Consider the following 22,505-nt stretch of genomic DNA (forward strand, 5'->3'; position numbering starts at 1 on the left):
GACGTAAGTTGTGTGAAGAAAGAATGCGCGTCTGGTGTCCGCCCAAGCCGCACCTAACGCTGCTCGTCGCGCAGGAAATACCAGTGGTACAGCATGCGCTGACCGACGCGCCTGAACGGCGCGAACATGTGCGGGGGCAGCGGCGACGTGAAGATGGGCAGTGTCTGCTGCGCGCCCTTGCCAGCAATGCGCTCGGCAAGCCGCCGACCCGCCTGCGACGAATACGACACGCCATTGCCGCCATAACCGAGCGCGTAGAACACCGATTCCTTCGGATCGGGCTGGAACACGCGCGGCATCATGTCATGGCTCACGTCGACCCAACCCCACCACGAGTAATCGATATCGATGCCCTGCAGCGCCGGAAACTTGCGTTGCAAGCCGTGCACGAGCAGCTCGTAGTGCTGTGGGTTCGGCGCGTCGCGGCCCGTGATCGCGCTGCGGCTGCCGATTTGCACGCGGTTGTCAGGCAGCAGACGGTAATAGAAGCGCAGCGTGCGCGTATCGGTGAGCACCTGGTGCGTGCGGAAATTGCAAGCGTCCAGTTCGGCTTTCGTGAGCGGACGCGTCACCATCGAGTTCGACAGGATCGGCATCACCTTGCTGTGCAGCGACGGATGCAGCCCCGGCGCGGTATAGGCCCCCGTCGCGATGCCGACCGCGCGCGCCCGCACGATGCCGCCCGGCGTGCGCAGGTGATGCACGCCCTTGACCGTTTCCCACCCTATGACGGGGCTTGCCGGATGCACTTTCGCGCCCGCTTCGCGCGCGAGCCGCACGTAGCCATAAGCGAGCTTCAGCGGATGAATGCCGATGCCTTCGGGCTCATGCAGTGCGCCCGCCGCTTCCGCATCGTTCACGTACTCGCTGCGAAACGCTTCCGCGCTCATCAGCTCGGACGGATAGCCGAACACGTCCTTCCACACCTTCGCTTCCGCGGCGAGCTTTTCCATGATGCGCGGCCGATGCGCGATCAGAAAATGGCCGCCCGGCTGCGGATCGCAATCGATCATCGCGACCAGCGACTTGAACGTCTCGAAGCCCTGCGCGATTTCGTCGTGCATCTTGAGCGCGACGTCCTTGCCCCAGCGCTCGACCCATTGCGAGCGCGACAGACGCCCCGACGCGTTCTGCCCCTGGCCGCCATTGCGGCTGCTGCATCCCCAACTGACGCGGTTTGCTTCCAGCACGACGGCCTTGATGCCGTGCTCGCGCGCCAGGAAGAGCGCCGTGCACAAGCCCGTGTAACCGCCGCCGATGATCGCCACGTCGACGTCCATGTCCTGCGTGACGGGACCGTCGTCGGGCGGCGCCGTGCCCGCCGTCGCGGCCCAGTATGTCGGCGCGTACTGCTTGCCCTGGCCCGGGCCTGGCGAAACGAGCGGATCGTAGGTCGGGTCGTAACGGGTGTCGTTGCCGCCCCTGCGCTCGAACGACGATTCCGCGCCCTCAAGATGAATCACACCGTGTTTCATGCGACTCTCCTCATCGGCATCACGCGACTTGCTTCGGACGTTCCTTGCGGAACGCGCGCTTGACCGCGATCAGCCCGTCGCGGAACTCGAAAAGATCGCAGCCTTCGGCCTCGATGCGCCAGCCCTCGGCATGCGTGCCGCTGAATACCCATTCGGATACCCCGCGCTCGCCCACGACGTAGTGCCTGCCATGGCCCCAATGCGCATCGGGGAAGGTCTTGAAGACGGCTTCGAAGGCCGCGCGCACGGCGTCTTTTCCGACGAAGCGCGTGCCGTAGACTTCGTTCCCGCCAGCGGCATCGAAGATGCAATCGCCGGTCATGAACTCCATCAGCGCGTCGGCGTCGTGGCGGTTGAACGCATCGGAAAAGGCGGCGAGCGTATCCGCGCTGACGGACGCTGTCTTGAGCGTGTCTGACATACCGTGTCTCCTGTTAGATGACTTCTTGGGCCACGCGACGCCTTGTCGCGTATGTGGCATCCTCAGTCGATACGGTAGATAACGCCCGCCTTGCGCGGTAGTTCCAGTTGGCGGCTTTCGCCTGGGCCAGCAGAAGTGGAAGCGGCCATGTCGCTGCCGGCGCAATGCCGGCATCGGCGGATGGGTGCGTTCAGGCGCGTGCCCGCGGCTTGTGCTCGCGAATGACGCGCGCCAGCGTCTGCACGCCGGCGTCGATTTTTTCCGGCTTGATCGCCGAAAAGCCCATGCGAAAGCACTGCTGATGCTCGAGCCCTGTCATGAAGAACACATTGCCGGGCTCGATCAGAACGCCATGTGCCTGCGCGTCCTCGGCAAGACGCGTCGCGTCGAGCCAGGGTTCTCCTTCGACCCAGCACGATGCGCCGCCCGTGACGGGCACATAGCGCGCTTCAGGCATGTGCGCATCGAGTGAGGCCATCAGCAGTTGTGCGCGCTCGCGATACGCGTGCGCGAGCTTGCGCAGCAGCGTGTCGTGATGCCCGAGCGCGAGGAAGTTCGCAAACGCCCGCTGGATATACGCGGCAGGATGGCGAACCATCAGGCGCCGCAGTGCGCGCAGTTCGCGAATCAGATCGCGCGGCCCGACCACATAGCCCAGGCGCAAGCCGGGTGCGAAGGTCTTCGTCAGGCTGCCGATGTAGATCACGCGGTCCGCCGTATCGAGGCTCTTCAATGCCGGATGTGGCGCGCCCGAGAAATTGTTTTCGCTCTCGTAGTCGTCTTCGATCACGACGAAATCGTGCTGCTGCGCGAGATCGAGCAGCGCCTGGCGCCGTTCGAGCGGCATCGTCGCAGTCGTCGGACATTGGTGGCTTGGCGTCACGTACACGTAGTCGCACTGCGCGAGCACGTCGCGGTCTTCGTCGGTGCGAACGCCGCCAGCATCGATAGGCAGCGGCAACAGCCGCGCATTGCGGTTCAGCAGGATATTGCGCGCATCGGGATAGCCGGGGTTCTCGAAACCAACCGTGGTCCGCTCATTCGCGAGCAGATCCGCGACGAGATACAGCGCCTGTTGGGCGCCAATCGTCACGACGATCTCGTCGGGCTTCGCGAACACGCCGCGCCTGGGAAGCACGCGCGTGCAGATCTGCTGGATCAGCGTCTCGTCGTCGCGTTCGATCAGATCGGGCGCCCAGTTGCGAATCTCCATCACGGACAGCGCCTTGATGCAGCACTCGCGCCAATCGTTGGTCGGAAAAAGTGTCTGATCGAACTGTCCGTAGATGAACGGGAACTGATAGCTCTGCCAGTTGCCGGGCTTCACGATGTTGCGCTGCATCGACGGCGGACGCGACACGCGCTGACGCCAGTCGGGACGCACGACATCGGCGACGCTCGGCGCGTTCGCGGCCTGTATCGACACGAAGTCGTGTTGCCCTTCCTGCATCGCCGGATTCACGAAATGGCCGCTGCGCTCACGCGAAATCAGATAGCCCTCTTCGACAAGTTGCTGATACGCGAGCACAACCGTATTGCGCGCAACACCGAGCTGATCGGCCAGTTCACGGCTCGACGGCAATGCACTGTCGGGCATCAACTGGCCGTCGAGAATCGCGGCGACGAGCATCTGTCGAATCTGCCCTTGCAGGCTCATGGTCGACTCGGTCGACCGCTGGAAACGTTGGGTCCAAAGCGCCGGCGAGGTCCGGCTGGCCATGTTTTCTCCTGATGTGCGGCGCGTGGCGCACGCGGTGCGAGGGACGCCCCGACTGCGCGCTTCCACCAGATTGGCACCGGATGACATCGGCTCCTAAGCTGAGAACCAGTCGCCGGACCACGGGAAAACCCGCCAGGCCGTGTCAACGTGGACTCAACGATCGGCAGCGCCTGGCTCCAATTGCTACCTTTTTAATGACGATACTCGAATCAACCCGTTTCGGGCGATTGGGACAAGCCCCCGTCGATAAGAACAGGATTTGCGTGCCACGCGCGCGACCTTCGGGAGACATGCCATGGAACGCCTTCGTACCCCGCATGTTTTTCTGTTTTCCAGACGTACCGCATCTCCGCTGCAATGCCTGTGACCCTCGCAATACAACCTGCCTGCGCGTGCACCAAGCCAGGACGGGCCATTAGCGCGTTTCGCGATGCGCCAGAAATCCAGAGGCATCCAAAGTGAAGATATACGACACCCTACAGTGCGCGCTCCCTCGTATATGAGATGACTTGTTCGCCCGCCGTTTTTGCGCGACGATACCGCACAGTTATCTACCGTATATTTCCATCGGCCCCGACTGATCGTGTATGCGCACATTTATCTTCAAGGATCGCGCGGCTCATGTGATCATCATCGAGATTGACGACGACGGGAATCGCGCGGTGGCATCGCACCGCACTGAGCCGGTCGGCTGGATCGAGTTCGAACATTGCTCCAACTCGTCCGCCAAGGCGCCGGTCACGTTGCTTGATGCCTATGTCGTGCCTGGGTATAGAAGAAACGGAATCGCTCATACGTTGATCAGCTATGTGAGCGGCGAAATGGGCGGGCCGATCCAGATCGACCTTGCCTCACACTCCCGCAGCGCCGAGTTCGACACGTTGTGCAGCAATCTGATGCATGAGGGATTGCTCGTTCGTTAAGGTGTTTGAACACAAACCGATTTCGTCCTGTGCCAAGTGGCGACGCTACCGGCACGCCAACCGCTCCAGCACGTCGTTACGCAACATAACGTCACGGCTGTCAGCGAGAACGCCTTTTGCAACGTTGGCAACTCTCACCCTTCAGACTCTATCCGTCTCCCGACGCACGCTGTGAATAGTAAGCGAGCCGCGTGGAGCGCCACAGATTCCTTCGACGTTCTTTATGTCCTTGGAACTGATCTGACGCGCCTTCCAATAAGTGTTACAACTCGCAATTTCCGCTAGCGGTGTCGGCAGAAGCGCTAAACGGCACACCGACCTGTAGAACACCCTGGCAACTAAAGAAGCTCTCCTGAAGCCGCACAACTTATAGGAGCCACAGCCGCGAACTTCATCGAGGCGCGGGGAGCAGTCCCCAGCACGACGCCGGATAGATTTGAGCAAGCCAACGATCGCCTCGGAGAGTGTGCTCGATACGACAAGATCCGCCAATGCCGTCACCGGACAGGCGATATCACCCACGCGAACAATCGTTGTGAGTACCGCGCGCTGATCACCAACAGAATCGTTGCGACGCCGAAATTCCAGATCAGGATCATGACCGTCGCGTCGAGCGGATGAAACATCGACAGCGCCACGGCCGTGAGCGCGGCAACGGCGACGCTGCCTGTCATCACCACAGGAGCAGGCGCGAGCCGCGCAACGTGACGCAGCATGATCAGCAGGGCGAGCGAGAGAGGAATGCCCGTGAGGCCGAGCGTCGCAAAACAGCGCGCGGTTTCCCCCAGTGACATGCCGTCCGGGCCGATATCCACCCAGTTCGTCAGACATCCATAGCCAATCGTCGATACCCAAGCCCCCAGCGCAGGCAGCGGCAACAGCAGCCAGCGCAGCGACCTTCCCGGCACGCTGGCAACGAACGACGCGACGGCAGCGAGGATGCCCGTCAACGCGGCCGCCGCCACGCCCATCACGAACACTGGCTGCTGGAGCTTCACCGCGAGGTCGGGCCGCACTCCGTGCGCCACGCCGAGCAGAACCAGCACGAGTGCGGCGAACAGCAGCCAGCCAGCCGCCCGCATGGCGGGCGCGCGCAGCGGGCGCACCGGCTTCGCGTCGGCAACCAGTGATTCGATCAGATCGGAAGTCGGACTCATTTGCGGTCTCCCTGCGTCAGGAGCTTGCGCAGGCCCTTCAGCCCGCGATGCACCGCGACCTTCAACGCGGCAACGGTCATTCCACTCGCCACAGCCGCCTCTTTCAATGACATTTCCTCGAGTTTGAGCATGCGTATCGCCTCGCGCTGCCCGGGCGGCAGGCGCTCGATCGTCTCGCGCAGCATGCGCGCATCGGTGGCCTCTTCCATCAGATTCGCTGTGGGGTCGGCGAAGGTTTCATGCTCATCGTCCAGCGGCAGTTCGCGGGCGTCAAGACGTCCATCGTGGCGCAGCGTATCGACGATGCGGCGCATGGCGATGGTCAGCAGCCAGGGGCCAAACGGCCGCCCGGGGTCGTAGGTATGGCGTACGAGGTGCACGGTGGTGAGAGCGTCCTGCACGACGTCCTCGACTGTGTCCGGACGGACCCCATGGCGACTCGCAAGGCTGCGCAGATACGGCGTCATGCTTTGCAGCAGCCGGCGGTAGGCCTCGCGATCGCCTTGCTGCGCGCGCGCCATCAAAACGGACCAGTCAGGCGTGCCGTCGGGCCGGATCGCGTCGCCCAGCGCGGCGCCGCGCGGCTCCTTGCTGGCCGTCGCGGATTGGTCGGGCTGCATGTGCGCGGCGCCGCGGTGTCGGTAGTCGGACATCGTTGCAGTTAGTCGATGAGGCACGTGGCCCAAATATTTTCGGCGCGCCGCGTAACCTTTGGCTGCGCCGGACCGAATCTCGTTGTGTGGTCGCACCTTCGCGATCCCAACCCTCGGAGAAGATACTATGAGCAAGTCCGCTTTGACCATTTCGTCGCTGTCCGCCGCGGTCGGCATGGCCCTCGCAATGCAGGGGCTCCCCGCGCAGGCGCAGGGTACGGGCAATCCGCCGCAGGTCGTGAAGGACAACATGGCCAGAATGGCACAGAACCACCTCGAAAAGTGCTACGGCATCAACGCGGTGTCGAAGAACGACTGCGCCGAAGGGGCTCACTCGTGCGCCGGCCAGTCCACGCAGGCGCGCGATCCGAAGTCGTTCGTGCTGTTGCCGGCAGGCGATTGCAGCAAGATCGCAGGCGGCAAAACCACGGCAGGTTGAGAGGCGTTGCGGCCATGAGCGCAACCGTCTCCCGCGTACACGTGCCGGCCGGCGCGATTCCCGCAACGGCCGGCGTGGGTCTGCGTTTTCGCCATCATCACGCCGTGCTCGATGAACGTCCGGCAGTGGCGTGGTTCGAGGTGCACACTGAAAACTACATGGGCGGCGGTCCCGCTACACGCTGTCTGGATGCCATACGCCGCGACTATCCGGTGTCCCTGCACGGCGTGGGCCTCTCGCTCGGCAGCGCCGACGGTCTCGACGCCACGCATGTCGCACGCGTGAGCGAGGTCGTCGCGCGCGTGCAGCCCGGCCTCGTCTCCGAGCATCTTGCGTGGAGCGTGGCGGGCGGCACGTATCTCGCCGATCTGCTGCCGTTGCCGATGACCGAAGAGGCGCTCGACGTCGTGTGCCGTAACGTCGATCAGGTGCAGACGGCACTAGGACGGCGAATTCTCGTGGAGAACCCGTCCACCTATCTTCGCTTCTCGCATTCGACGATTCCGGAGTGGGAGTTCCTCGCGCACGTCGCGCAACGCACGGGCTGCGGACTCCTGTGTGACGTGAACAACATCTACGTCAGCGCGTGCAATCACGGCTGGAATGCGCTCACGTATCTCGACGCGCTGCCGCCGGTGTCTATCGGCGAAATCCATCTTGCCGGCCACAGCTTGAGACAACTCGACGGCGGCTGGGTCTTGCGAATCGACGATCACGGCTCGCGTGTCGCGCCGCAGGTGTGGGCTCTCTATGCGGCTGCGCTGCAACGCTTCGGGCCCGTGCCGACGCTGATCGAATGGGACACCGACGTGCCGCCGCTCGATGTTCTCATCGAGGAAGCCACAACGGCGGAATCGGCACTGGAGGCGGTTCGCAATGAACATGCACACGCCATCGCTGGCTGATCTTCAACAGGCCATGCGCCGCAACCTGCTGGAAGGTGCCGATGAAAACGCAGCCGACACCGTGCTGGCCGATGGTCTCGATCCGCAAGCACGCCTGAACATTTACCGGAACACAGCGGAAGGTGTGCTGGTCAATGCGCTGCGGCTTGCCTTTCCCGCCGTTCAGCGCCTGGTCGGCGCGGACTTCTTTGAGGGCGCGGTGCGCCTGTTCGTGCGCGCCGAGCCGCCGCGCAGCGCATGGCTCGACGAATATGGCGCACAGTTTCCGGCCTTCCTCGGGAAGATGCCGCAGCTCTCATCGGTGCCGTATGTGGCCGACGTCGCGCAGCTCGAATGGCAGGTGAATGGCGTACTGCACGCCCCCGACGTCCCGCCTCTCGATCCCGCGTGTCTCGAACGGCTCGACGAGAACGCGCTCGGCACGCTGCGGTTGTCGCCTCATCCGGCCACGCGGCTGCTGCGCTGCGACGCTCCCGCCGACGCTATCTGGCGCGCCGTGCTCCAGCAGGACGACGCGGCGCTGCGCGCAATCGAACTCGCGGACGGCCCCGTGCATCTGCTCGTGCAACGCGTCACCGAAGGCGTCGATACGCTGCGCCTGAGCACCGGAGAGTGGCGCGTCAGCAAGGCGCTTTTTGCAGGCGAGCCACTCGGCGCGGCGCTGGCCAGCGCGCCGGAAGCGGATGGTTTTTCACTTATCGGCGCATACCTTGCGCGCGGATGCTTCGCGCAGACGTCGCAGATTGCCGGCTGCATCCGGATCGACCAGGGATTTTCAACATGATTCGCCTCACCCACTCTGCGGACGGCCGCAACGTCTTTCAGCGCGCGGTTCAGTTGCTGGACCGCGTGCCTTACTGGCTGCTGGCCATTCCGCTGCGCCTCGCGGTCGCAACGATTTTCTGGAATTCGGCGATGACCAAGCTCGCAAACTGGGATGCGGCGCTCGAACTGTTTCGCGACGAATACAGGCTGCCGGTATTGCCGCCGGATGTGGCAGCGCATATCGCCGTATCGATAGAACTGAGCATGCCGGTGTTGCTGGTGCTCGGTCTGGGCGTCAGGCCCGCCGCATTGGTCCTGCTCGGGATGACCTCCGTGATCGAGATCTTTGTGTACCCGCAGGCATGGCCGACGCATATTCAGTGGGCGGCCATGCTGCTCGTCCTGTTGTGCCGGGGCGCCGGAGCCTTGTCGCTCGACCATCTGGTACGTCAGCGACAGTGGCGCGTTGCTTCGTCGGAAGACACCCGACGTCAGCACGGCGAGCGCTGATTTCGACAGGACAGGAAGACCGCCCCCGCGAGCAAAGTCGTTCTCGCATCTGTGCCGACCCGCCCGCAATGTGGTGGTGCTGCGCCGGAAACCATGCCCACGAATCGCGCGGCGAGTTTCTACCTGGTTCCAATCACCATTGAATCGGGGCCGGTAAGCGGCTCGACGCGTACCTGTTTGAAGCCGACTTCCTGCATCCATTCGCGACACTGCGCGCCGGTATAGTCGAAACCGCCAGGTGTCTCGATAAGCATGTTCAGGCTCATCAGCAGGCCAAAGGCATTGCGCCTGCGGTCATCGTCGATCACCGCGTCGTAGACGATCAGGCAACCGCCGGGAGGTAGCGACGCGTAGCACTTCGCGAGGAGCTCGAGCTTCTGCCCGAGATTCCAGTCGTGGAGGATGTGTCCCATCACGAGCACATCGGCCGCCGGACAAGGGTCCTTGAAGAAGTCGCCCGGATAGAAATGCAGCCGTTCCTGCAGGCCGTGCGACGTTACGTACTCGTCAAACACAGGGCCCACTACGGGCAGATCGAAGCCGCCGCCGCGCAAGTGGGGATGGGCGAGCGCGACCTGCACAGGTAAGGCACCTTGGGCCGCGCCGATGTCAATGAAGGTGCTGTAGTTTTGCCAGGGGAATTGTTGCGCAATCGCCTTGGCCGCGCCCAGGCTGACCCCGCTCATTGCCCGCAGGAAACCTCGTAGTTTGTGTTCGTCGCGATACATCGCGTCGAAGAGGTTGCCACCCGCTTTTGCCTCGTTCTGTGGCAGCCCCGTGCGAAGGGCTTCCGTCAGAGAGCCCCAGAACGGATATAGGCGCGCGTTGGCCATTTCCAGTAGTCCACCCACGTAGCTGGGCTTGGCCATGTCCAGAAAGAGCTCGGTGTCTGGCGCATTGTGGTATTTCCCGTCTTCGCGTTCCAGCAGATTCAATGCGACCAGCGCGTCAAGAAAATCAAGGGCCGATCTCGGATGCAGTCCGAGTGCCTCAGCAAGCTCCGCAGCGTCGCGAGGTCCGGTCGCGAGGCACGAGAACACACCGAGTTCGACTGCGGACAATAGTGTCTTGGACGCCCAGAACCCCATGCCCAGCTGGAGTAGCCGTTCAGGGGAGAGTTCGCGCTGGCGCGTGTTGTCAGCGCCGGGCTCCGGTTGAACCATGCTCGATGTGCTTTCCATCATTGCTCCCGGGGGACGTGTGAAGAAGCGTCAGATGGCATAGTAGGCGAAGCGAAATTTTTCGAGCGTTCGCTACCGCACAGACGGACTCCAGCCCCTCGGTATGTCCTCCGTAACCGGATCGTCTCGCCCCGGATGCTCGCTGCCTGGCTCAGTTGCTATGGAACCAGGTAGATTTCCTGTGGGTGACACTCCACCCCGAAACGCTAACGGACCAGTACAACCGCGTCCCATGCCTGATCCGGATTGGTGACAAGAGCCACGCGGGCATCGCCTGTGAAAATGATTTCGGCGCCATAGGTCAGACCATGCCGAGCGACCCGCAACCGCAAACGAAGGCGCGCGTCGGTCCGCACCGCGCGCGCAACGCCGGATCAAGTCGCGCTGGCTACGCCGACGAAGCCGCCGACGCATTGCGTCCCGCGCCGCGTCGATACAGCCCGAGCGTCGCGCACAGTCCGCACAGCGCTGCGAAGCTGAGCCAATAACCTGGCGCGGCCTTGTCGTGCGTGACTTCGATCAGGTACGTCGATACGGCGGGCGTGAAACCGCCGAACAGCGCCGTCGCGAGGCTGAACGCGAGCGAGAAGCCAGCGACGCGCACCTCAACCGGCATCACTTCCGTCAGCGCCGCGACCATCGCTCCGTTGTACATGCCGAAGAAGAACGAAAACCACAGCAGCACGATCAGCATGCGGCCGAAGCTCGGCGCACTCGCGAGCCACGACAGCGCCGGATACGACGTGCAGATTGCGAGAATCGCGATCATCATCAGAATCGGCTTGCGGCCGATGCGGTCGGAGATCGCCCCGCCGATCGGCAGCCACACGAAATTCGACAGCGCGACGAGCAGCGTCACCATCAGGCTGTCGCTGGTCGAGAGCTTCAGCACGGCCTTGCCGAAGGTCGGCGTATAGACGGTTATCAGATAGAACGTGGTGGTGGTCATCGCCGTGAGCAGCATGCCCGCGATGACGATGCGCCAGTTCCGCGCAAGTAGCGCGAACGCTTCGGTCGATTGCGGATGATGCCGCCGCGCCTCGAACGCCGCCGTTTCCTGCAGCGAGCGGCGCAGCAGGAACAGGAACGGCACGATCGCGCAGCCGATGAAAAACGGAATGCGCCAGCCCCATGCGGCAACCTGCTGCGTGGTCATCCACTGGTTCAGCGCGTAGCCCAGCGCCGCCGCGACGACGATCGCGATCTGCTGGCTGCCCGATTGCCAGCTCGTATAGAAACCCTTATTGCCGGGCGTGGCCATTTCCGCGAGATAGACCGACACGCCGCCCAGTTCCGCGCCTGCCGAGAAGCCCTGCAGCAGCCGGCCGATCAGCACCAGCAACGGCGCAAGCAAGCCGATGGTCGCGTAACCCGGCACACAGGCGATAAGAATCGTGCCGCTCGCCATGATGCCCAGCGTGACGATCAGGCCGGTGCGACGACCCACCTTGTCGATGTACGCGCCGAGAAAGATCGCGCCGAGCGGGCGCATCAGAAAGCCCGCCCCGAACACGGCAAAAGTCAGCATCAGCGAGGCGAATTCGCTCGACGCAGGAAAGAAGATCTTCGAGATCGACGTGGCGTAGAAACCGAACAGAAAGAAATCGAACTGTTCGAGGAAGTTGCCGCTGGTCACGCGCAGCACGGCTGCGGCCTTGGACTTGCGCGAGCCGCCGGGCGTGGCGGCGATGGGCGTCGTGGGGTTCATGGGAGTGTCTCCTGTTTATTTCTCGCGCGGCGCGGTACGCCGCGTCCTTTTCTTTCGGCTAATCCGAGCCAAGCTTCAAATCGTTGCGTTGCCGCTTTTCGATCGAGGATTTCAGCAGCGCCGCCGACCGGTAGATGCCGTGCGCGAACTTCCCGTACGGCAGCGTCGCGAAAAGCGCGATCACGATGCCCAGATGCACGGCGAGCAGCGCGGCCATCGCGGCAGTATCGCGCAGAGCCAGCAGCGCAAGGCCCGATGCGCTCGTCAGCAGCAACAACGCGATGAAGCCGCGATCCATCGGACGCTGCCGTGCATCGCCCTGCTCGGGATGACGCCGCAGATTGAGCCACAGCAGCCCCGCCGGCCCGACCAGCAGGCCGATGCCGCCCGCCGTGCCGAGCAGCACCGGCACGCTGATGAACGGATACGGCGCATGCACTCCGAGCACATAGTGATAGAGCGTTGCCACCACAGTCGCGGCAAAACACAGCATGAAGCCGTAGAACGTCAGATGATGAAACCGCCGCCGGGCGAGCGTGAACGCATCGTCGGATTCGTTGCATCCGTCGCCGTGGCCTCCGTCGAGATATTTGAGCGTGAGTGCGTTCTTCGCGGCTTCGGCCATCGCGGGTGCGCTCGCGCTCGCCGAGCCTTCCGTGACGTCGCGCCAGAAACGCGTGACGCCGACGCCGAGTGCCGCGAGCGCGAACAGGAACACTGCGCCGAACATCGCGGCGAGCAGGTTATGCGGAAAGATCGCGTAGAAGTGGGCGCCGACGTTCCGCGCGAGGCCGCCTTGCATCGCCGTGCCGAGCAGCAGGAACAGCGCGAGGCCGAGCGCCAGCGCGACGGAGACCGTCACGCCGTTGCGCTTGTACAGCGCGGCGAACGCGGCGGGCCACGCGTATTCCGTGTACGTTTCGAGGCGCACCTTCGCCATCGCCTGCGGCACGTTGACGCCGAATTCGTGTGGCGGCGCGTACTGGCACGCGTGATAGCACGCGCCGCAGTTATGGCAAAGATTGGCCAGATAGTTGACATCAGCCTTGCCGAATTCGAGGCGGCGCGTCATCGCCGGGAACACGGCGCAAAAGCCTTCGCAATAGCGGCAGGCGTTGCAGATCTGCATCTGCCGCGCGACTTCGTTTTCGCTTTGCGTCATCGGCACGATGGGGATCACGCGTGACGCCGCTTCGTGCGATGCTGGCGCGCAAGACGCATCGTCGCGCGACGTGTGGCGCGTCCGCGCGGACGCGAGCGTGTCAGACTTCTGCACTTTCGACTCCCGATGTTTGCAACGCATGCCGCGCGGCTCCCGTCCCGGCGATGCGCCCGAACGCCGTGCCGATCGACATGCCGACGCCCGCCGTGTAGCCCTTGCCGAGCACGTTGCCCGCCATCATTTCGCCGGCGACGAAAAGGTTGTCGCTCGGCACCCCGCCGAAATGCACCTGCGCGCGATCGTTGGTCTCGAGACCCAGATACGTGAACGTGATGCCCGGGCGCAATGCGTAGCCGTAGAACGGCGGCGTGTCGATCGGGCGGGCCCAGTGCGTTTTCGGCGGCACGAGCCCTTCGGTATGGCAATCGTCGAGCGCGGTGTGATCGAACGTGCCGACACGACATGCTTCGTTATAGCGGCGCAGCGTCTCGGTAAACTGCGCTTCGGGCAGCGCCATCTTGCGCGCGAGTTCAGCCAGCGTGTCGGCGCTCTCTCCCGGAAACACCGGCGGCATGAAGCGGCCGATCGCCTTCGAATCGATGATCGAATAGCCGATCTGGCCGGGCTGCTGCGCGACGAGACGGCCCCAGATCGCGTAACGCTTGGGCCAGAAGTCCTCGCCTTCATCGTAGAAACGCTCAGCGTCGCGATTGACGACGACACCCAGCGACACACAGTCGATGCGCGTGCAGATGCCGCCGTCGTAGAGCGGCGCGCGTGCATCGATGGCGACGCAATGAGACTGCGACGGCTCGCCGATGGCGTCCGCGCCCGCGTCGATCATGTATTTGAGCAGCACACCCATGTTGAAGCGCGTGCCGCGAATCAGAAAGTTGTCGGCGGGCCATTCGCCGCGCTGGTTCTGGCCCCACGCCTCGCGCAGCCATTCGCGGTTCGATTCGAAACCGCCCGCCGCCAGCACGCACGCGCGCGCCTCGAAACGCTGCGTGCCGCTCCTCGCCGCGACGAAGCGGCCGCCGTCGAGTTCGATCGCATCGACGGGCGTTTCATAGCGGACCTGCACGCCGAGCGCTTCCGCGCTGCGGTAATACGCATTGACGAGCGCCTTGCCGCCGCCCATGAAGAACGCGTTGGTGCGCGCGACGTGCAACGCGCCGGACAGCGGCGGTTGAAAGCGCACGCCGTGCTTGCGCATCCACGGACGGCACGTCGACGATGCGCGGATCGTCAGCCGTGCGAGATGCTCGTTGGTGCGTCCGCCCGTGACTTTCAGCAGATCCTGCCAGTATTCTTCTTCGGGATACGCCTCGACCAGCACGTCTTGCGGCGCGTCGTGCATGCAGCGCAGATTGCGTGTGTGCTGCGAGTTGCCGCCACGCCATTCGCGCGGCGCGGATTCGAGCATCAGCACCGACGCCCCCGCCTCGCTCGCCATCAATGCAGCGCAGAGCGCAGCATTGCCTCCTCCGATGACCAGTACGTCAACCATACATGCCTCCTTTCGGACGCACTGTATCGACAGTCCGCGCGCGTCGCCATCAGCGAGTCGTCAAGAGGCCTTCAGGTTTCGTGAAGACTCCTGCCGGCGCAGCCGTGCACCGGGCCAGCGCCCTTCCCGCACGAGTTGGCGCGCGACGTCCGCGAGCACGACGCGCGCCGCCAGTCCCGCCGGCGACAGTTCGTCGTCGGATACGCTCGCGATCATGTTGGGGCGCGTTGCATAGACATCGGCGACGGACACGCTCGCCAGCGCCGCGTTCTCAGGCCGCGCCAGCGCCGCGCCCGGCTGGATCGTCGCGCCCATGCCCGAGCGCACGAAGTCCATCAGCAGCGCGAGGCCGTCGACTTCGGCGACGATGCGCGGTTCGTACTTCGCGCGCTTGAACGCCGCGGCGAGCAGCGTGCGCAGCCCGTGCGGGCCGCTCGGCAGAATCAGCCCCAGTCCGCCGAGTTTGCCCAGACGCACGGACTCGCCCTCCGGCATGCCGTCCAGGCCGTTTGCGCCGATCACAAACAGCCGCTCGTCGAGCAGCGGCAGCACGCTCCAGCGTTGCGCGGGCTCTTCGCGGAACAGCACCGCGAGATCGATCTGCCGCGCACTCAGCATCGAACCCAGATAACCCGACAGGCTTTCGACGATGCGCAGACGCACATCGGGATAGCGTTCGCGCATCGCCTGCATGAACGCAACGCCAAGCACGCTCGCCGTGCTCGGCGCCATGCCGATGCTCACGTGGCCCGACAGCCGCGCCGCGCGCGCGGCCAGCGCGGCATCGTCGACATGACGCAGCGCGAGCTGCGCCTGCCGCCAGAATGCGAGGCCCGCGTCGGTGGGCACCACGCCGTTCGACGTGCGTTGCAACAGCCGCGTCGCCAGTTCGCTTTCGAGACGGCTGATCTGCTGACTCAACGCGGAGGTGACGACGCCGAGTTCGAGCGCGGCTTTACCCATGCTTCCATGCTCGATGACGGACAGGAAGTAGCGAAGCTGTCGGAGTTCCATGGCGTGGTGAGAAGGCGGAAAATCCGCTCATTTTCGCAGGACCGTCTGCGATCAGCTACCGCCACGTGAAGAGCAGATTCTCGACGATCGCCGCGACTTCCTCGGGCGCATCGTGATGCAGCATGTGCCCGGCTTGCTCGATGCGCATCGAGTTCCTCGCGGAATGCCCGCGGCCCGGATTCGCGCGCGGCTTTCGCGAGCGCGCTCGAGCGTCCCGCTTCGACGTGCAGCACCGTCGCCGTCGCCGATCGCCACAATGCGCGCGTACTTGCCCCCAATATGGGCCGCACGGCCTTCAATTATTGAAAGCTGGTTCGGCCATTTTGATCGCGGGGCTGCGGTGGTGCCCCGTGCAATCCGTCCCTTTGGCGCTTATATGAACGCCGCCCGGCTTGCAAGGTAGTGCGGTGTGACGCACGACGGGGTTTGGCTGCAGGCTTATATCCGGCGTCTGCAGGATGGCCCTGCGCGCCCTGATGGAATTCGCCGGGAACGACCTCTGCTATCTAGCGCGCTCGTAGCGCTCAGCGTCAATCAGGTTTGCGTTCTTGCGGTCCAACCTGTCTTGCCATCACATCACGACTTGCCTTCGCAGCCTTCCAGCAGAGGTTGTTGTCGAGTTTCCTACATCGACGGTTTGAGGCCTTCGTAGTCCGCTTGATAAGTTCGGTTATGAGCGAGAACGGCCCGGGCGGTTCGAGCCATTTTATTGGCGAGGGCAACGGCGGCCACGTTGACTGGCCGCCGTTGCAGAACTTGCTCGCACCAGGCTGTCTTCCGTCGGCTCTTGAATAACACGGCGCGCGCCCCGTGGATCAGTAGCATTCGTAGGTAGCTGTCGCCGCGCTTGGTAATACCGCCCAGACGTATCTTGCCGCCCGTTCCGGTTTGCCTTGGGACCAGCCCAAGGTACGCTGCAAGTTCACGGCCAGACTTGAATGCCGTCGGATCACCGATCGTCGCAACCAACGCTGTGGCGGTCAGGGGCCCGATGCCCGGAATCGCAGCCACTCTTCGACATGCGTCTTCCTGACGTCGCCAGACTCCGAGCTGTCGCTCGAGTTTCTTGATCTCGTCATCGAGCATGCTGATGTGACGAAGCTGATCGCCGAGCGCGCAGAAGAGCGTCGGGGGCATCAACTCCTCTATCTGAGGGAGATGTTCGCGAAATTCCGTCAGGCCGGCGACGCGCCCAGCTTTAAGCGTAACGCCAAACTCGTACAACAGACCACGCAGCTGATTGACCTGCATGGTGCGTGACTTGATCAGCAGGGAGCGCATCCGATGCAACGCCAGCATGGTTTGCTGCTCTTCAGTCTTTGGCGCGACGAAACGCATGCCGGGTTGCTGCGCCGCCGTCCAGATCGCGCGAGCATCGGTAGCATCCGTCTTGTTGTTCTGGACGAACGGGCGGATAAATCTCGCGTGCAGGAGCACGACGGTGTGACCAAGCGCGGCGATCTTGCGCGCCCACCAGTGCGCGCTCCCGCAAGCTTCAAGGGCAACACGCCCGGTCTGGCGAAGGCCGAGGAACTCTATCAGCTGCTGTTTATTGAAGCGCCGGTTAGCGAACTCACCGGTTTCATCCTCGATCCAGTACATCTGGAACACTCGCTTCGAGATGTCGAGCCCGTAGGTCGTGGTAGCCATCGTCGTACCTCGCTTCGGAAATAGGAGCCAACAGCGCCACTTTGGCACATCCGGGAAGGTCGCATTGGTAGACGACCCGATTCCCGCGATTTCAGCCTGGTTGTGCGCTCCCCGAAGGGAGGGCGGCGTTCATACCATCTATCTAACAGCGGCGCGTAGCCGACAGCAGCCACAGCAGCAAGCAGTGATGCAACGGCTTCACGCGATATCTCCGATGCGGTAACCAACACCGCGCACGTTGCGGATTGTGTCGACGCCGAGCTTGCGGCGCAGGTTGTGGACATGCACCTGAACAGCGTTACTCATAATCTCAAGACGCTGCTCAAGTTGCTCGTGGGTGACGACTATTGTCGGATCACGCATCAACTCACGGAGCAACGCGGACTCTAGTTTCGTCACTGAGATCTCGTGGTCACGCAGCCAGACACGGCACTGAACAGAATCGAGCCACAAGGCACCTACGTGCAGCGTTGTATCTGCGTGTCTCGCTTGATGCCGATCCTCGACTCGAATGGATGCAAGCAACTCGTTGAGCGCGAACGGCTTGACGAAATAATCGTCCGCCCCTCTGTCCAGACCCGTGGCGTGGTCCGGAACCGTGTCTCTCGGCGTAATGACCAGGACTGGCGTCGGATCGTTACGATGCCGCAGCCCTGTGAGCAGGGTCAGTGCGTCGCTTCCTTGCAGCCCAAGATCGAGCAGCACCAACGCGTACGGCGTCGTTCGAAGCACACGCATGGCCGATGCCCCGTCAATTGTCCAGTCGACGGCAAAACCCTTTCTGCGTAACCGATGCTGCAACGCACCGCCGATCGAGACGTTATCTTCCACCAGCAATATGCGCATCAAATGTTCCGCCTCCGGATCGGCGCGCTTTGTTCAAGTTGATAAGGATGACATTGGTTGGCTGTCGATCATCGCTTTCGGCCTTCGATCAGAGTACAGAACCCGTCTGGCGTTAACTTTTCCTTAAGTCTGCACCGGCAAGCTAGCTGTGCCAGCTACTGCCCCACCCCGGGCCGCAGCACTGACACCTGACTAGCTGGAGGCGCAGACCATGAACAGGACCCTTGAACTGGCCGCTGTAGCGGCCGCATTGCTTTTACCGGCCGTTTCTTTCGCTCAATCATCCAATGGCTCGCCCACGCGCGCCGAAGTGCGCGAGCAGTTGGCCCAGCTGGTAAGAGCCGGCTACAGGCCAACTGGACGCCACAACAAATATCCTTCGGACCTTCAAGCGGCTCAGGCACGCGTTGCTGCCGGCGCCCCCGGCACAGGCCACTCGCAGGAGCCTCGTCAACCGGCACCCACGATGACCCCGAATGGGCAACACGATTGATTACGCTCGCGCAATTGTCGGCATGGCGAACGACAGCTTTCCGTCACCCACGACTGCCAGGCCGCCAGAATGGAGCTGGCGGCTCGCTCACTGAGTCTGAAGGACGGGAGCGACCTCGTCGCCCATGCCTGCGAACCAGCGCTTTCGCATGGGCGCGAGAATGAACTTGGCCGACACGCCCGCGACGACCGACACGACGGCGGAGCCGATCAGCACATGCTCCCATGAGCCGCCTGCCGCCACCAGCGACGCAATGGGGACGAGCAACGACGCGGTGCCCTTGGCCGTATAGAGCGTGCCGGCGTTCGACGACGCGTATTTGCTGCCGAACGTATCCGCGCAGATCGCCGGAAAGATCGAGAAAATCTCTCCCCAGCACAAGAAGATCAGTAGCGCGAAGATAAGGAATGCGTAATGATCGTGGCCGTAAGCATTCATTCCGAGCAACGCAAGTCCCTCGCCGACGAACACGAGCAGCATGGTGTTTTCCCGGCCGATCTTGTCGGATAGAAGACCGCAGACGGGTCGGGTCAGCCCGTTGAGCAGATTGTCGATCGATAGCGCCAGCGTCAGCAAAGGCAATGTTGCGCCAAAGAACTGTACAGGCAGCTTCGCAAAGCCAAATGCCTTTGCAATCGGGCCGAGCTGCGCCGTAGCGATCAGGCCGCCGGCGGCTACGAGCACGAATAGCAGGTAGATCATCCAGAAGAGCGGTGTTCTGACCATCTGACCCGGCGTGTAGTCGACCTTGCTCGTCACGACGCGCGCGACCGGCTTGATGCCGGGGCCCGGATCAGGGCGAATCAACGCAATGCTCAGAATGAAGATCGCAATACCTTGGATTACGCCGAATACGAAGAACGTCTGCCGATACCCCGAATTGTGAATCATGTTCGCGATCGGAATTACCGTCAGCGCGGCACCGGCGCCGAAGCCCGCTGCCGTCAGTCCGGCGGCGAGCCCGCGCCGGTCCGGGAACCACTTCAGCGCATTGCCCACGCAGGTGCCGTACACGCAGCCCGCTCCAAGGCCTGCAATGACTGAAGCGGCATAGAGCACGGGCAATGTCGTGGCGAAAGAATCGATCACCCAGCTCAACGCGACGAAGATTGCGCCAGCCATGACGACGGGGCGCGGACCGAAGCGGTCGACAAGCCAGCCCTCGATCGGCACGAGCCACGTTTCGACCAGAATGAAGACGGAGAACGCCGTCTGAACCTCAGCAGCGGTCCAAAGATTTTGCGTTTTCATCGGGACAACGAAAAGTGTCCACGCATATTGCAGGTTGGCGACGAGTGCCATGCAGGCAATGCCAATGAACAGTTGAGTCCACCGGTTTCCCAGGAAGGGTTTGCCTGCCGGCGAAGCAGCGGATGACATGACGACTTCTCCTACAAAATAAAGGTCGGGTGACGGCGCGCGATGCTGCGATCGTACGCGCCGCACCTTGTTTCACGCAGCGTAGGCGCCGTACGGGTCACGCAGGCGGGATGCTGCCGCGCGACCCGAAAACGGTGTGCGATATCAGGACTTCTGCTCGTACACGCCAACCTTGTTGCTTTCGTTGAGATAGACGTAGACGCGATGGGTTGCCGTATCGACCGTCAGCGTGTGGACCTTGGGCTCGGTACGGATGTGATCGACAACCTGATTCGAATCCAGATCGATCACCTCGAGGTTGCCGGTCTTGTCGCCGATGAACGCGCGACGCTTGTCAGTGTCGATCGCCGTCTGGTCGACGGCGCCGGCGACGCCGATGGTCGTGACCAGCTTGCCCGTTGTCGGGTCCACGACAAGCATCTTCTTGTCGCTGGTTCCGAAAATCAGGTGATTCGTTTTGCTGTCGTAGACACCGCCCTTCGCGGCGCTCTTCAAATCGAACTCCCACACCGCCTCGATTTCGTGGGTATTCGGATTGATCACGTCGATCTTGCCGCAAACCGGCTGATACAGGCGGTCGGTGGAGGCAACGTACAGCGCGACGTCCGGTCCGTCCTTGTCGTCTTCGGGCTTCAGCTTGAACGTTGCAGTAAGCTTGTACGGCGACGTCGGCTCAAAATCGCTTCGTTATTGCTGTCGTCGTTCGCGATCAGAATCGTGCCCGACTTCGTGTCGACATTCACACCGTCGGGGGTTTTGCCTCCGGTGTCGACAGCGGCGATCCGGTCGAAAGTAACGCCATCCAGGTGCATGTCCACAATCTGCGGCGCAAATTGGGAGGAGATGCGATCCACAATGTGCGTGGGGTAGGCTACCGCATCGGGAAGCTTGTATGAGGTAGCCGGCGGCGCTGTTGCCGATACGCGTGTCAGTCGGCCGCCGCCTAAGCGTCGGTGAGCGCGACGCCTGCTTCATCGTCGACACTCCCGCCGCCTAAGCCGGCTTATCCGCCGCCGGCGGTCACGCCAACGCAAGCCGCTCCGCGTGGTATCCGTTTCGATTTCAACGATGGCTGCGTTTCGCGAGACATCGCGCGAGCCGTTCTCAAAATGCTCATTCACGCGTAGCCTGAATTCGCCCCGCCTTGACGGCTGATTTCAGCACGGTCCAGTCCGCCTCGTTCTGCTCCGCGTAGGCCAGCGCGAACCGCTCTATAGCTTCGTCGAACGCGGCCGACTTGCCCACGTATCCGCTGATCAGCGCGGGGTCTCCTGCTTTCGCCATCGATTGGGCCAATGCGGTGCCGCACGACACTGCATACTCGGCGAGATCTTCGACGTCGAAGGTGGTGAAATCGAATGCGCCTTTCATGTCGCGCAACTGCCTGACATAGAAATCATTGCCCGTGTGATGCATCTTGGACCAGCCCAAAAAGATGTCGCTGGCCGACTGCAACAGCCGCTGTCCAGTCACCACGCGCTGGCCATGATTCGGGTACTGGCTTGCGGGAAGATAGCCTTCCAGCACGGAAGCCCTTGCCTCCTTGAGTTGCAGGAATAATGGGCTTTCTCCGTCGGCCATGAAGAGCGCCTCATAACAACGCGTTCCCACCGAACCAATGCCGACGACGCGAATCGCGACATCGACCAGTTCATAACGGTCGAACAGTGCGCGCCTGTCGTCGGGCAGCGTCAGCCGGTAGTCGGCGAAGAAACGCCGGATCATGTCGTCGTACTGCTTGCGCTCGCGCTTGTTTTCCAGCGGGATGTGATACACGAGCGGCGGCAACTCCCTGATACGCAGCTTGCCGTTGACCAGTTCGGTCGAATGGCTCATCACGGAACGCGACGACTGCAACCGCGCCTTGTCGATGACTGTTAGTTCCTTTCTCCTTTCCTCGGCGGAATCGGCGATGGCCAGCAGACTGGTCGACCTGAACTGGTAGTACCAGACGTCGAGCGTATCCATTTTGCTGAACTCCGCGAGCCGTTGCCGGAATGTCTCGCTCAACCGACGGACGATATTGCGCTGGTCGCCTGTTGCAAATCCACGTTCGCGAGCGGCGATCACGAACGAAGCGGCCAGTCTGCGCACATCCCAGTCGAAGGGTCCCGGTAATGTTTCGTCGAAGTCGTTGGGTCCGAAAAGAATCCGCCGCTCGGGACTCGCGAACAGCCCGAAGTTCGCCAGATGCGCGTCGCCGCCGAGTTGCACGACGACATCGGTGCGCGGCAATCTCGACAGATCAAATGCCATCAGCGGCGCCGAGCCGCGATAGAACGCGAACGGATTCGCAAGCATGCGCCCATAACGGATGGGAATCAGCTCCGGCACGCGGCCCACGTTGGATGCTTCGAGCAGCGCGATCGGGTCTCGCCTCTCTATCTTGCAGATTGCAAGCTTCGCTCGTGAAACCTTTCTGCGCGCTTCCTTGCCCAGATCGACTCGCGATGCCAGCGGACCGCGGCCTGCAAACAGGCCTGAGATGTCTTGTTGTGAAGTCATTGCTTGAAGAACGATATTTTCCATTAGTGGTTTGTTGCGTCCGGCAGTCTTGAGTTCCACGTGTCGCGTTTTTGCTTTCGCTTGCGTA

Annotated in this window: 22 protein-coding genes and 1 pseudogene; 7 read left to right on the plus strand and 16 right to left on the minus strand. The window is 62.7% G+C overall.

All coding sequences use genetic code 11. The features are described 5' to 3' along the window. Nucleotides 1–53: 53 nt before the first annotated feature. From BN2476_RS13005 to pdxR, 3 genes are all read right to left on the minus strand, one after another. Entirely contained in the window at nucleotides 54–1,475 is a 1,422-nt protein-coding gene (locus BN2476_RS13005; protein ID WP_173819615.1) for an NAD(P)/FAD-dependent oxidoreductase, read from the minus strand. Nucleotides 1,476–1,494: 19 nt separating this feature from the next. Then, nucleotides 1,495–1,896 carry a nuclear transport factor 2 family protein gene (locus tag BN2476_RS13010; RefSeq protein ID WP_087734588.1) on the minus strand — a complete coding sequence of 134 codons (402 nt, stop codon included), beginning with the start codon at nucleotides 1,894–1,896 and terminating at the stop codon, nucleotides 1,495–1,497. Between the two features lie 190 nt (nucleotides 1,897–2,086). Next, on the minus strand, nucleotides 2,087–3,616 hold the full coding sequence (gene pdxR, locus BN2476_RS13015) for a MocR-like pyridoxine biosynthesis transcription factor PdxR (protein WP_087734589.1): 1,530 nt from the start codon (nucleotides 3,614–3,616) through the stop codon (nucleotides 2,087–2,089). Between the two features lie 587 nt (nucleotides 3,617–4,203). Here pdxR and BN2476_RS13020 point away from each other — a divergent pair. Further along, the gene (locus BN2476_RS13020) at nucleotides 4,204–4,539 is read left to right on the plus strand and encodes a GNAT family N-acetyltransferase (RefSeq protein WP_087734590.1); all 336 of its coding nucleotides are present in this window, start codon (nucleotides 4,204–4,206) and stop codon (nucleotides 4,537–4,539) included. Between the two features lie 497 nt (nucleotides 4,540–5,036). On the opposite strand, the gene BN2476_RS13025 is transcribed toward BN2476_RS13020, so the two are convergent. Continuing rightward, nucleotides 5,037–5,696 (minus strand): NrsF family protein, encoded by a 660-nt coding sequence (locus BN2476_RS13025; RefSeq protein ID WP_087734591.1) that lies wholly within the window; start codon nucleotides 5,694–5,696, stop codon nucleotides 5,037–5,039. After that, complete coding sequence (locus BN2476_RS13030; RefSeq protein WP_087734592.1) at nucleotides 5,693–6,349, minus strand: sigma-70 family RNA polymerase sigma factor; 657 nt, start codon at nucleotides 6,347–6,349, stop codon at nucleotides 5,693–5,695. The genes BN2476_RS13025 and BN2476_RS13030 overlap by 4 nt, the downstream gene beginning before the upstream one ends. Nucleotides 6,350–6,476: 127 nt before the next feature. Between BN2476_RS13030 and bufA1 the strand changes: the two genes are divergently transcribed. Genes bufA1 through BN2476_RS13050 form a run of 4 tightly spaced genes read left to right on the plus strand, consistent with a single transcriptional unit; the run spans nucleotide 6,477 to nucleotide 8,968 of the window. Beyond that, the gene (bufA1, locus tag BN2476_RS13035) at nucleotides 6,477–6,788 is read left to right on the plus strand and encodes a BufA1 family periplasmic bufferin-type metallophore (RefSeq protein WP_087734593.1); all 312 of its coding nucleotides are present in this window, start codon (nucleotides 6,477–6,479) and stop codon (nucleotides 6,786–6,788) included. 14 nt (nucleotides 6,789–6,802) lie between these two features. After that, nucleotides 6,803–7,693 (plus strand): MNIO family bufferin maturase, encoded by an 891-nt coding sequence (gene bufB / locus BN2476_RS13040; protein WP_087734594.1) that lies wholly within the window; start codon nucleotides 6,803–6,805, stop codon nucleotides 7,691–7,693. Beyond that, nucleotides 7,665–8,477: an HvfC/BufC N-terminal domain-containing protein gene (locus BN2476_RS13045; protein WP_087734595.1), complete on the plus strand. Its 813-nt coding sequence runs from the start codon at nucleotides 7,665–7,667 to the stop codon at nucleotides 8,475–8,477. The genes bufB and BN2476_RS13045 overlap by 29 nt, the downstream gene beginning before the upstream one ends. Continuing rightward, nucleotides 8,474–8,968 carry a DoxX family protein gene (locus tag BN2476_RS13050; protein WP_087734596.1) on the plus strand — a complete coding sequence of 165 codons (495 nt, stop codon included), beginning with the start codon at nucleotides 8,474–8,476 and terminating at the stop codon, nucleotides 8,966–8,968. Before BN2476_RS13045 ends, BN2476_RS13050 begins: the two co-directional genes overlap by 4 nt. Nucleotides 8,969–9,087: 119 nt before the next feature. Here BN2476_RS13050 and BN2476_RS13055 read toward each other — a convergent pair whose 3' ends face one another. From BN2476_RS13055 to BN2476_RS13085, 7 genes are all read right to left on the minus strand, one after another. After that, complete coding sequence (locus BN2476_RS13055) at nucleotides 9,088–10,131, minus strand: methyltransferase (RefSeq protein ID WP_087734721.1); 1,044 nt, start codon at nucleotides 10,129–10,131, stop codon at nucleotides 9,088–9,090. A 406-nt stretch (nucleotides 10,132–10,537) separates the two neighbouring features. Then, entirely contained in the window at nucleotides 10,538–11,857 is a 1,320-nt protein-coding gene (locus BN2476_RS13060; RefSeq protein WP_087734597.1) for an MFS transporter, read from the minus strand. A 58-nt stretch (nucleotides 11,858–11,915) separates the two neighbouring features. Next, on the minus strand, nucleotides 11,916–13,133 hold the full coding sequence (gene tcuB / locus BN2476_RS13065) for a tricarballylate utilization 4Fe-4S protein TcuB (RefSeq protein WP_268957896.1): 1,218 nt from the start codon (nucleotides 13,131–13,133) through the stop codon (nucleotides 11,916–11,918). Next, complete coding sequence (gene tcuA / locus BN2476_RS13070; protein ID WP_087734599.1) at nucleotides 13,120–14,529, minus strand: FAD-dependent tricarballylate dehydrogenase TcuA; 1,410 nt, start codon at nucleotides 14,527–14,529, stop codon at nucleotides 13,120–13,122. The genes tcuB and tcuA overlap by 14 nt, the downstream gene beginning before the upstream one ends. Nucleotides 14,530–14,589: 60 nt before the next feature. Then, nucleotides 14,590–15,543: a LysR family transcriptional regulator gene (locus BN2476_RS13075; protein WP_087734600.1), complete on the minus strand. Its 954-nt coding sequence runs from the start codon at nucleotides 15,541–15,543 to the stop codon at nucleotides 14,590–14,592. 624 nt (nucleotides 15,544–16,167) lie between these two features. Next, nucleotides 16,168–17,193, minus strand: a complete 1,026-nt coding sequence (locus tag BN2476_RS13080; protein WP_087734601.1) for an IS110 family RNA-guided transposase — start codon at nucleotides 17,191–17,193, stop codon at nucleotides 16,168–16,170. A gap of 198 nt (nucleotides 17,194–17,391) precedes the next feature. Further along, nucleotides 17,392–18,039 carry a response regulator gene (locus tag BN2476_RS13085; protein WP_087734602.1) on the minus strand — a complete coding sequence of 216 codons (648 nt, stop codon included), beginning with the start codon at nucleotides 18,037–18,039 and terminating at the stop codon, nucleotides 17,392–17,394. A 211-nt stretch (nucleotides 18,040–18,250) separates the two neighbouring features. Between BN2476_RS13085 and BN2476_RS13090 the strand changes: the two genes are divergently transcribed. Then, nucleotides 18,251–18,532, plus strand: a complete 282-nt coding sequence (locus tag BN2476_RS13090; protein ID WP_087734603.1) for a DUF4148 domain-containing protein — start codon at nucleotides 18,251–18,253, stop codon at nucleotides 18,530–18,532. An 87-nt stretch (nucleotides 18,533–18,619) separates the two neighbouring features. Here the strand turns inward: BN2476_RS13090 and oxlT are convergent, their stop codons facing one another. The 3 genes from oxlT to BN2476_RS48135 form a co-directional block, all read right to left on the minus strand. Further along, nucleotides 18,620–19,912, minus strand: a complete 1,293-nt coding sequence (gene oxlT, locus BN2476_RS13095) for an oxalate/formate MFS antiporter (protein WP_087734604.1) — start codon at nucleotides 19,910–19,912, stop codon at nucleotides 18,620–18,622. Nucleotides 19,913–20,056: 144 nt separating this feature from the next. After that, entirely contained in the window at nucleotides 20,057–20,455 is a 399-nt protein-coding gene (locus tag BN2476_RS13100) for a YncE family protein (RefSeq protein WP_087734605.1), read from the minus strand. An 89-nt stretch (nucleotides 20,456–20,544) separates the two neighbouring features. Further along, complete coding sequence (locus tag BN2476_RS48135; RefSeq protein WP_235850808.1) at nucleotides 20,545–20,724, minus strand: lactonase family protein; 180 nt, start codon at nucleotides 20,722–20,724, stop codon at nucleotides 20,545–20,547. On the opposite strand from BN2476_RS48135, the pseudogene BN2476_RS48140 reads away from it, so the two are divergent. Next, nucleotides 20,689–20,808, plus strand: a pseudogene (locus BN2476_RS48140) (winged helix-turn-helix domain-containing protein); the annotation flags it as partial. The gene BN2476_RS48135 and the pseudogene BN2476_RS48140 sit on opposite strands and share 36 nt — an antisense overlap. A 217-nt stretch (nucleotides 20,809–21,025) precedes the next feature. Here the strand turns inward: BN2476_RS48140 and BN2476_RS13110 are convergent. After that, a complete protein-coding gene (locus BN2476_RS13110) occupies nucleotides 21,026–22,417 on the minus strand; it encodes a DUF2252 domain-containing protein (RefSeq protein WP_235850809.1) in 1,392 nt (463 codons plus the stop codon). Nucleotides 22,418–22,505: the final 88 nt, after the last annotated feature.

This window comes from Paraburkholderia piptadeniae, from assembly GCF_900007165.1.
GTDB classification, from domain to species: domain Bacteria; phylum Pseudomonadota; class Gammaproteobacteria; order Burkholderiales; family Burkholderiaceae; genus Paraburkholderia; species Paraburkholderia piptadeniae.

Coding starts and splice junctions, on each gene's coding strand:
- BN2476_RS13005 (WP_173819615.1), bottom strand. CDS start 1,475: ATGAAACACGGTGTGATTCATCTTGAGGGCGCGGAATCGTCGTTCGAG.
- BN2476_RS13010 (WP_087734588.1), bottom strand. CDS start 1,896: ATGTCAGACACGCTCAAGACAGCGTCCGTCAGCGCGGATACGCTCGCC.
- pdxR (WP_087734589.1), bottom strand. CDS start 3,616: ATGGCCAGCCGGACCTCGCCGGCGCTTTGGACCCAACGTTTCCAGCGG.
- BN2476_RS13020 (WP_087734590.1), top strand. CDS start 4,204: ATGCGCACATTTATCTTCAAGGATCGCGCGGCTCATGTGATCATCATC.
- BN2476_RS13025 (WP_087734591.1), bottom strand. CDS start 5,696: ATGAGTCCGACTTCCGATCTGATCGAATCACTGGTTGCCGACGCGAAG.
- BN2476_RS13030 (WP_087734592.1), bottom strand. CDS start 6,349: ATGTCCGACTACCGACACCGCGGCGCCGCGCACATGCAGCCCGACCAA.
- bufA1 (WP_087734593.1), top strand. CDS start 6,477: ATGAGCAAGTCCGCTTTGACCATTTCGTCGCTGTCCGCCGCGGTCGGC.
- bufB (WP_087734594.1), top strand. CDS start 6,803: ATGAGCGCAACCGTCTCCCGCGTACACGTGCCGGCCGGCGCGATTCCC.
- BN2476_RS13045 (WP_087734595.1), top strand. CDS start 7,665: ATGAACATGCACACGCCATCGCTGGCTGATCTTCAACAGGCCATGCGC.
- BN2476_RS13050 (WP_087734596.1), top strand. CDS start 8,474: ATGATTCGCCTCACCCACTCTGCGGACGGCCGCAACGTCTTTCAGCGC.
- BN2476_RS13055 (WP_087734721.1), bottom strand. CDS start 10,131: ATGGTTCAACCGGAGCCCGGCGCTGACAACACGCGCCAGCGCGAACTC.
- BN2476_RS13060 (WP_087734597.1), bottom strand. CDS start 11,857: ATGAACCCCACGACGCCCATCGCCGCCACGCCCGGCGGCTCGCGCAAG.
- tcuA (WP_087734599.1), bottom strand. CDS start 14,529: ATGGTTGACGTACTGGTCATCGGAGGAGGCAATGCTGCGCTCTGCGCT.
- BN2476_RS13075 (WP_087734600.1), bottom strand. CDS start 15,543: ATGGAACTCCGACAGCTTCGCTACTTCCTGTCCGTCATCGAGCATGGA.
- BN2476_RS13080 (WP_087734601.1), bottom strand. CDS start 17,193: ATGGCTACCACGACCTACGGGCTCGACATCTCGAAGCGAGTGTTCCAG.
- BN2476_RS13085 (WP_087734602.1), bottom strand. CDS start 18,039: ATGCGCATATTGCTGGTGGAAGATAACGTCTCGATCGGCGGTGCGTTG.
- BN2476_RS13090 (WP_087734603.1), top strand. CDS start 18,251: ATGAACAGGACCCTTGAACTGGCCGCTGTAGCGGCCGCATTGCTTTTA.
- oxlT (WP_087734604.1), bottom strand. CDS start 19,912: ATGTCATCCGCTGCTTCGCCGGCAGGCAAACCCTTCCTGGGAAACCGG.
- BN2476_RS48135 (WP_235850808.1), bottom strand. CDS start 20,724: ATGCACCTGGATGGCGTTACTTTCGACCGGATCGCCGCTGTCGACACC.
- BN2476_RS13110 (WP_235850809.1), bottom strand. CDS start 22,417: ATGACTTCACAACAAGACATCTCAGGCCTGTTTGCAGGCCGCGGTCCG.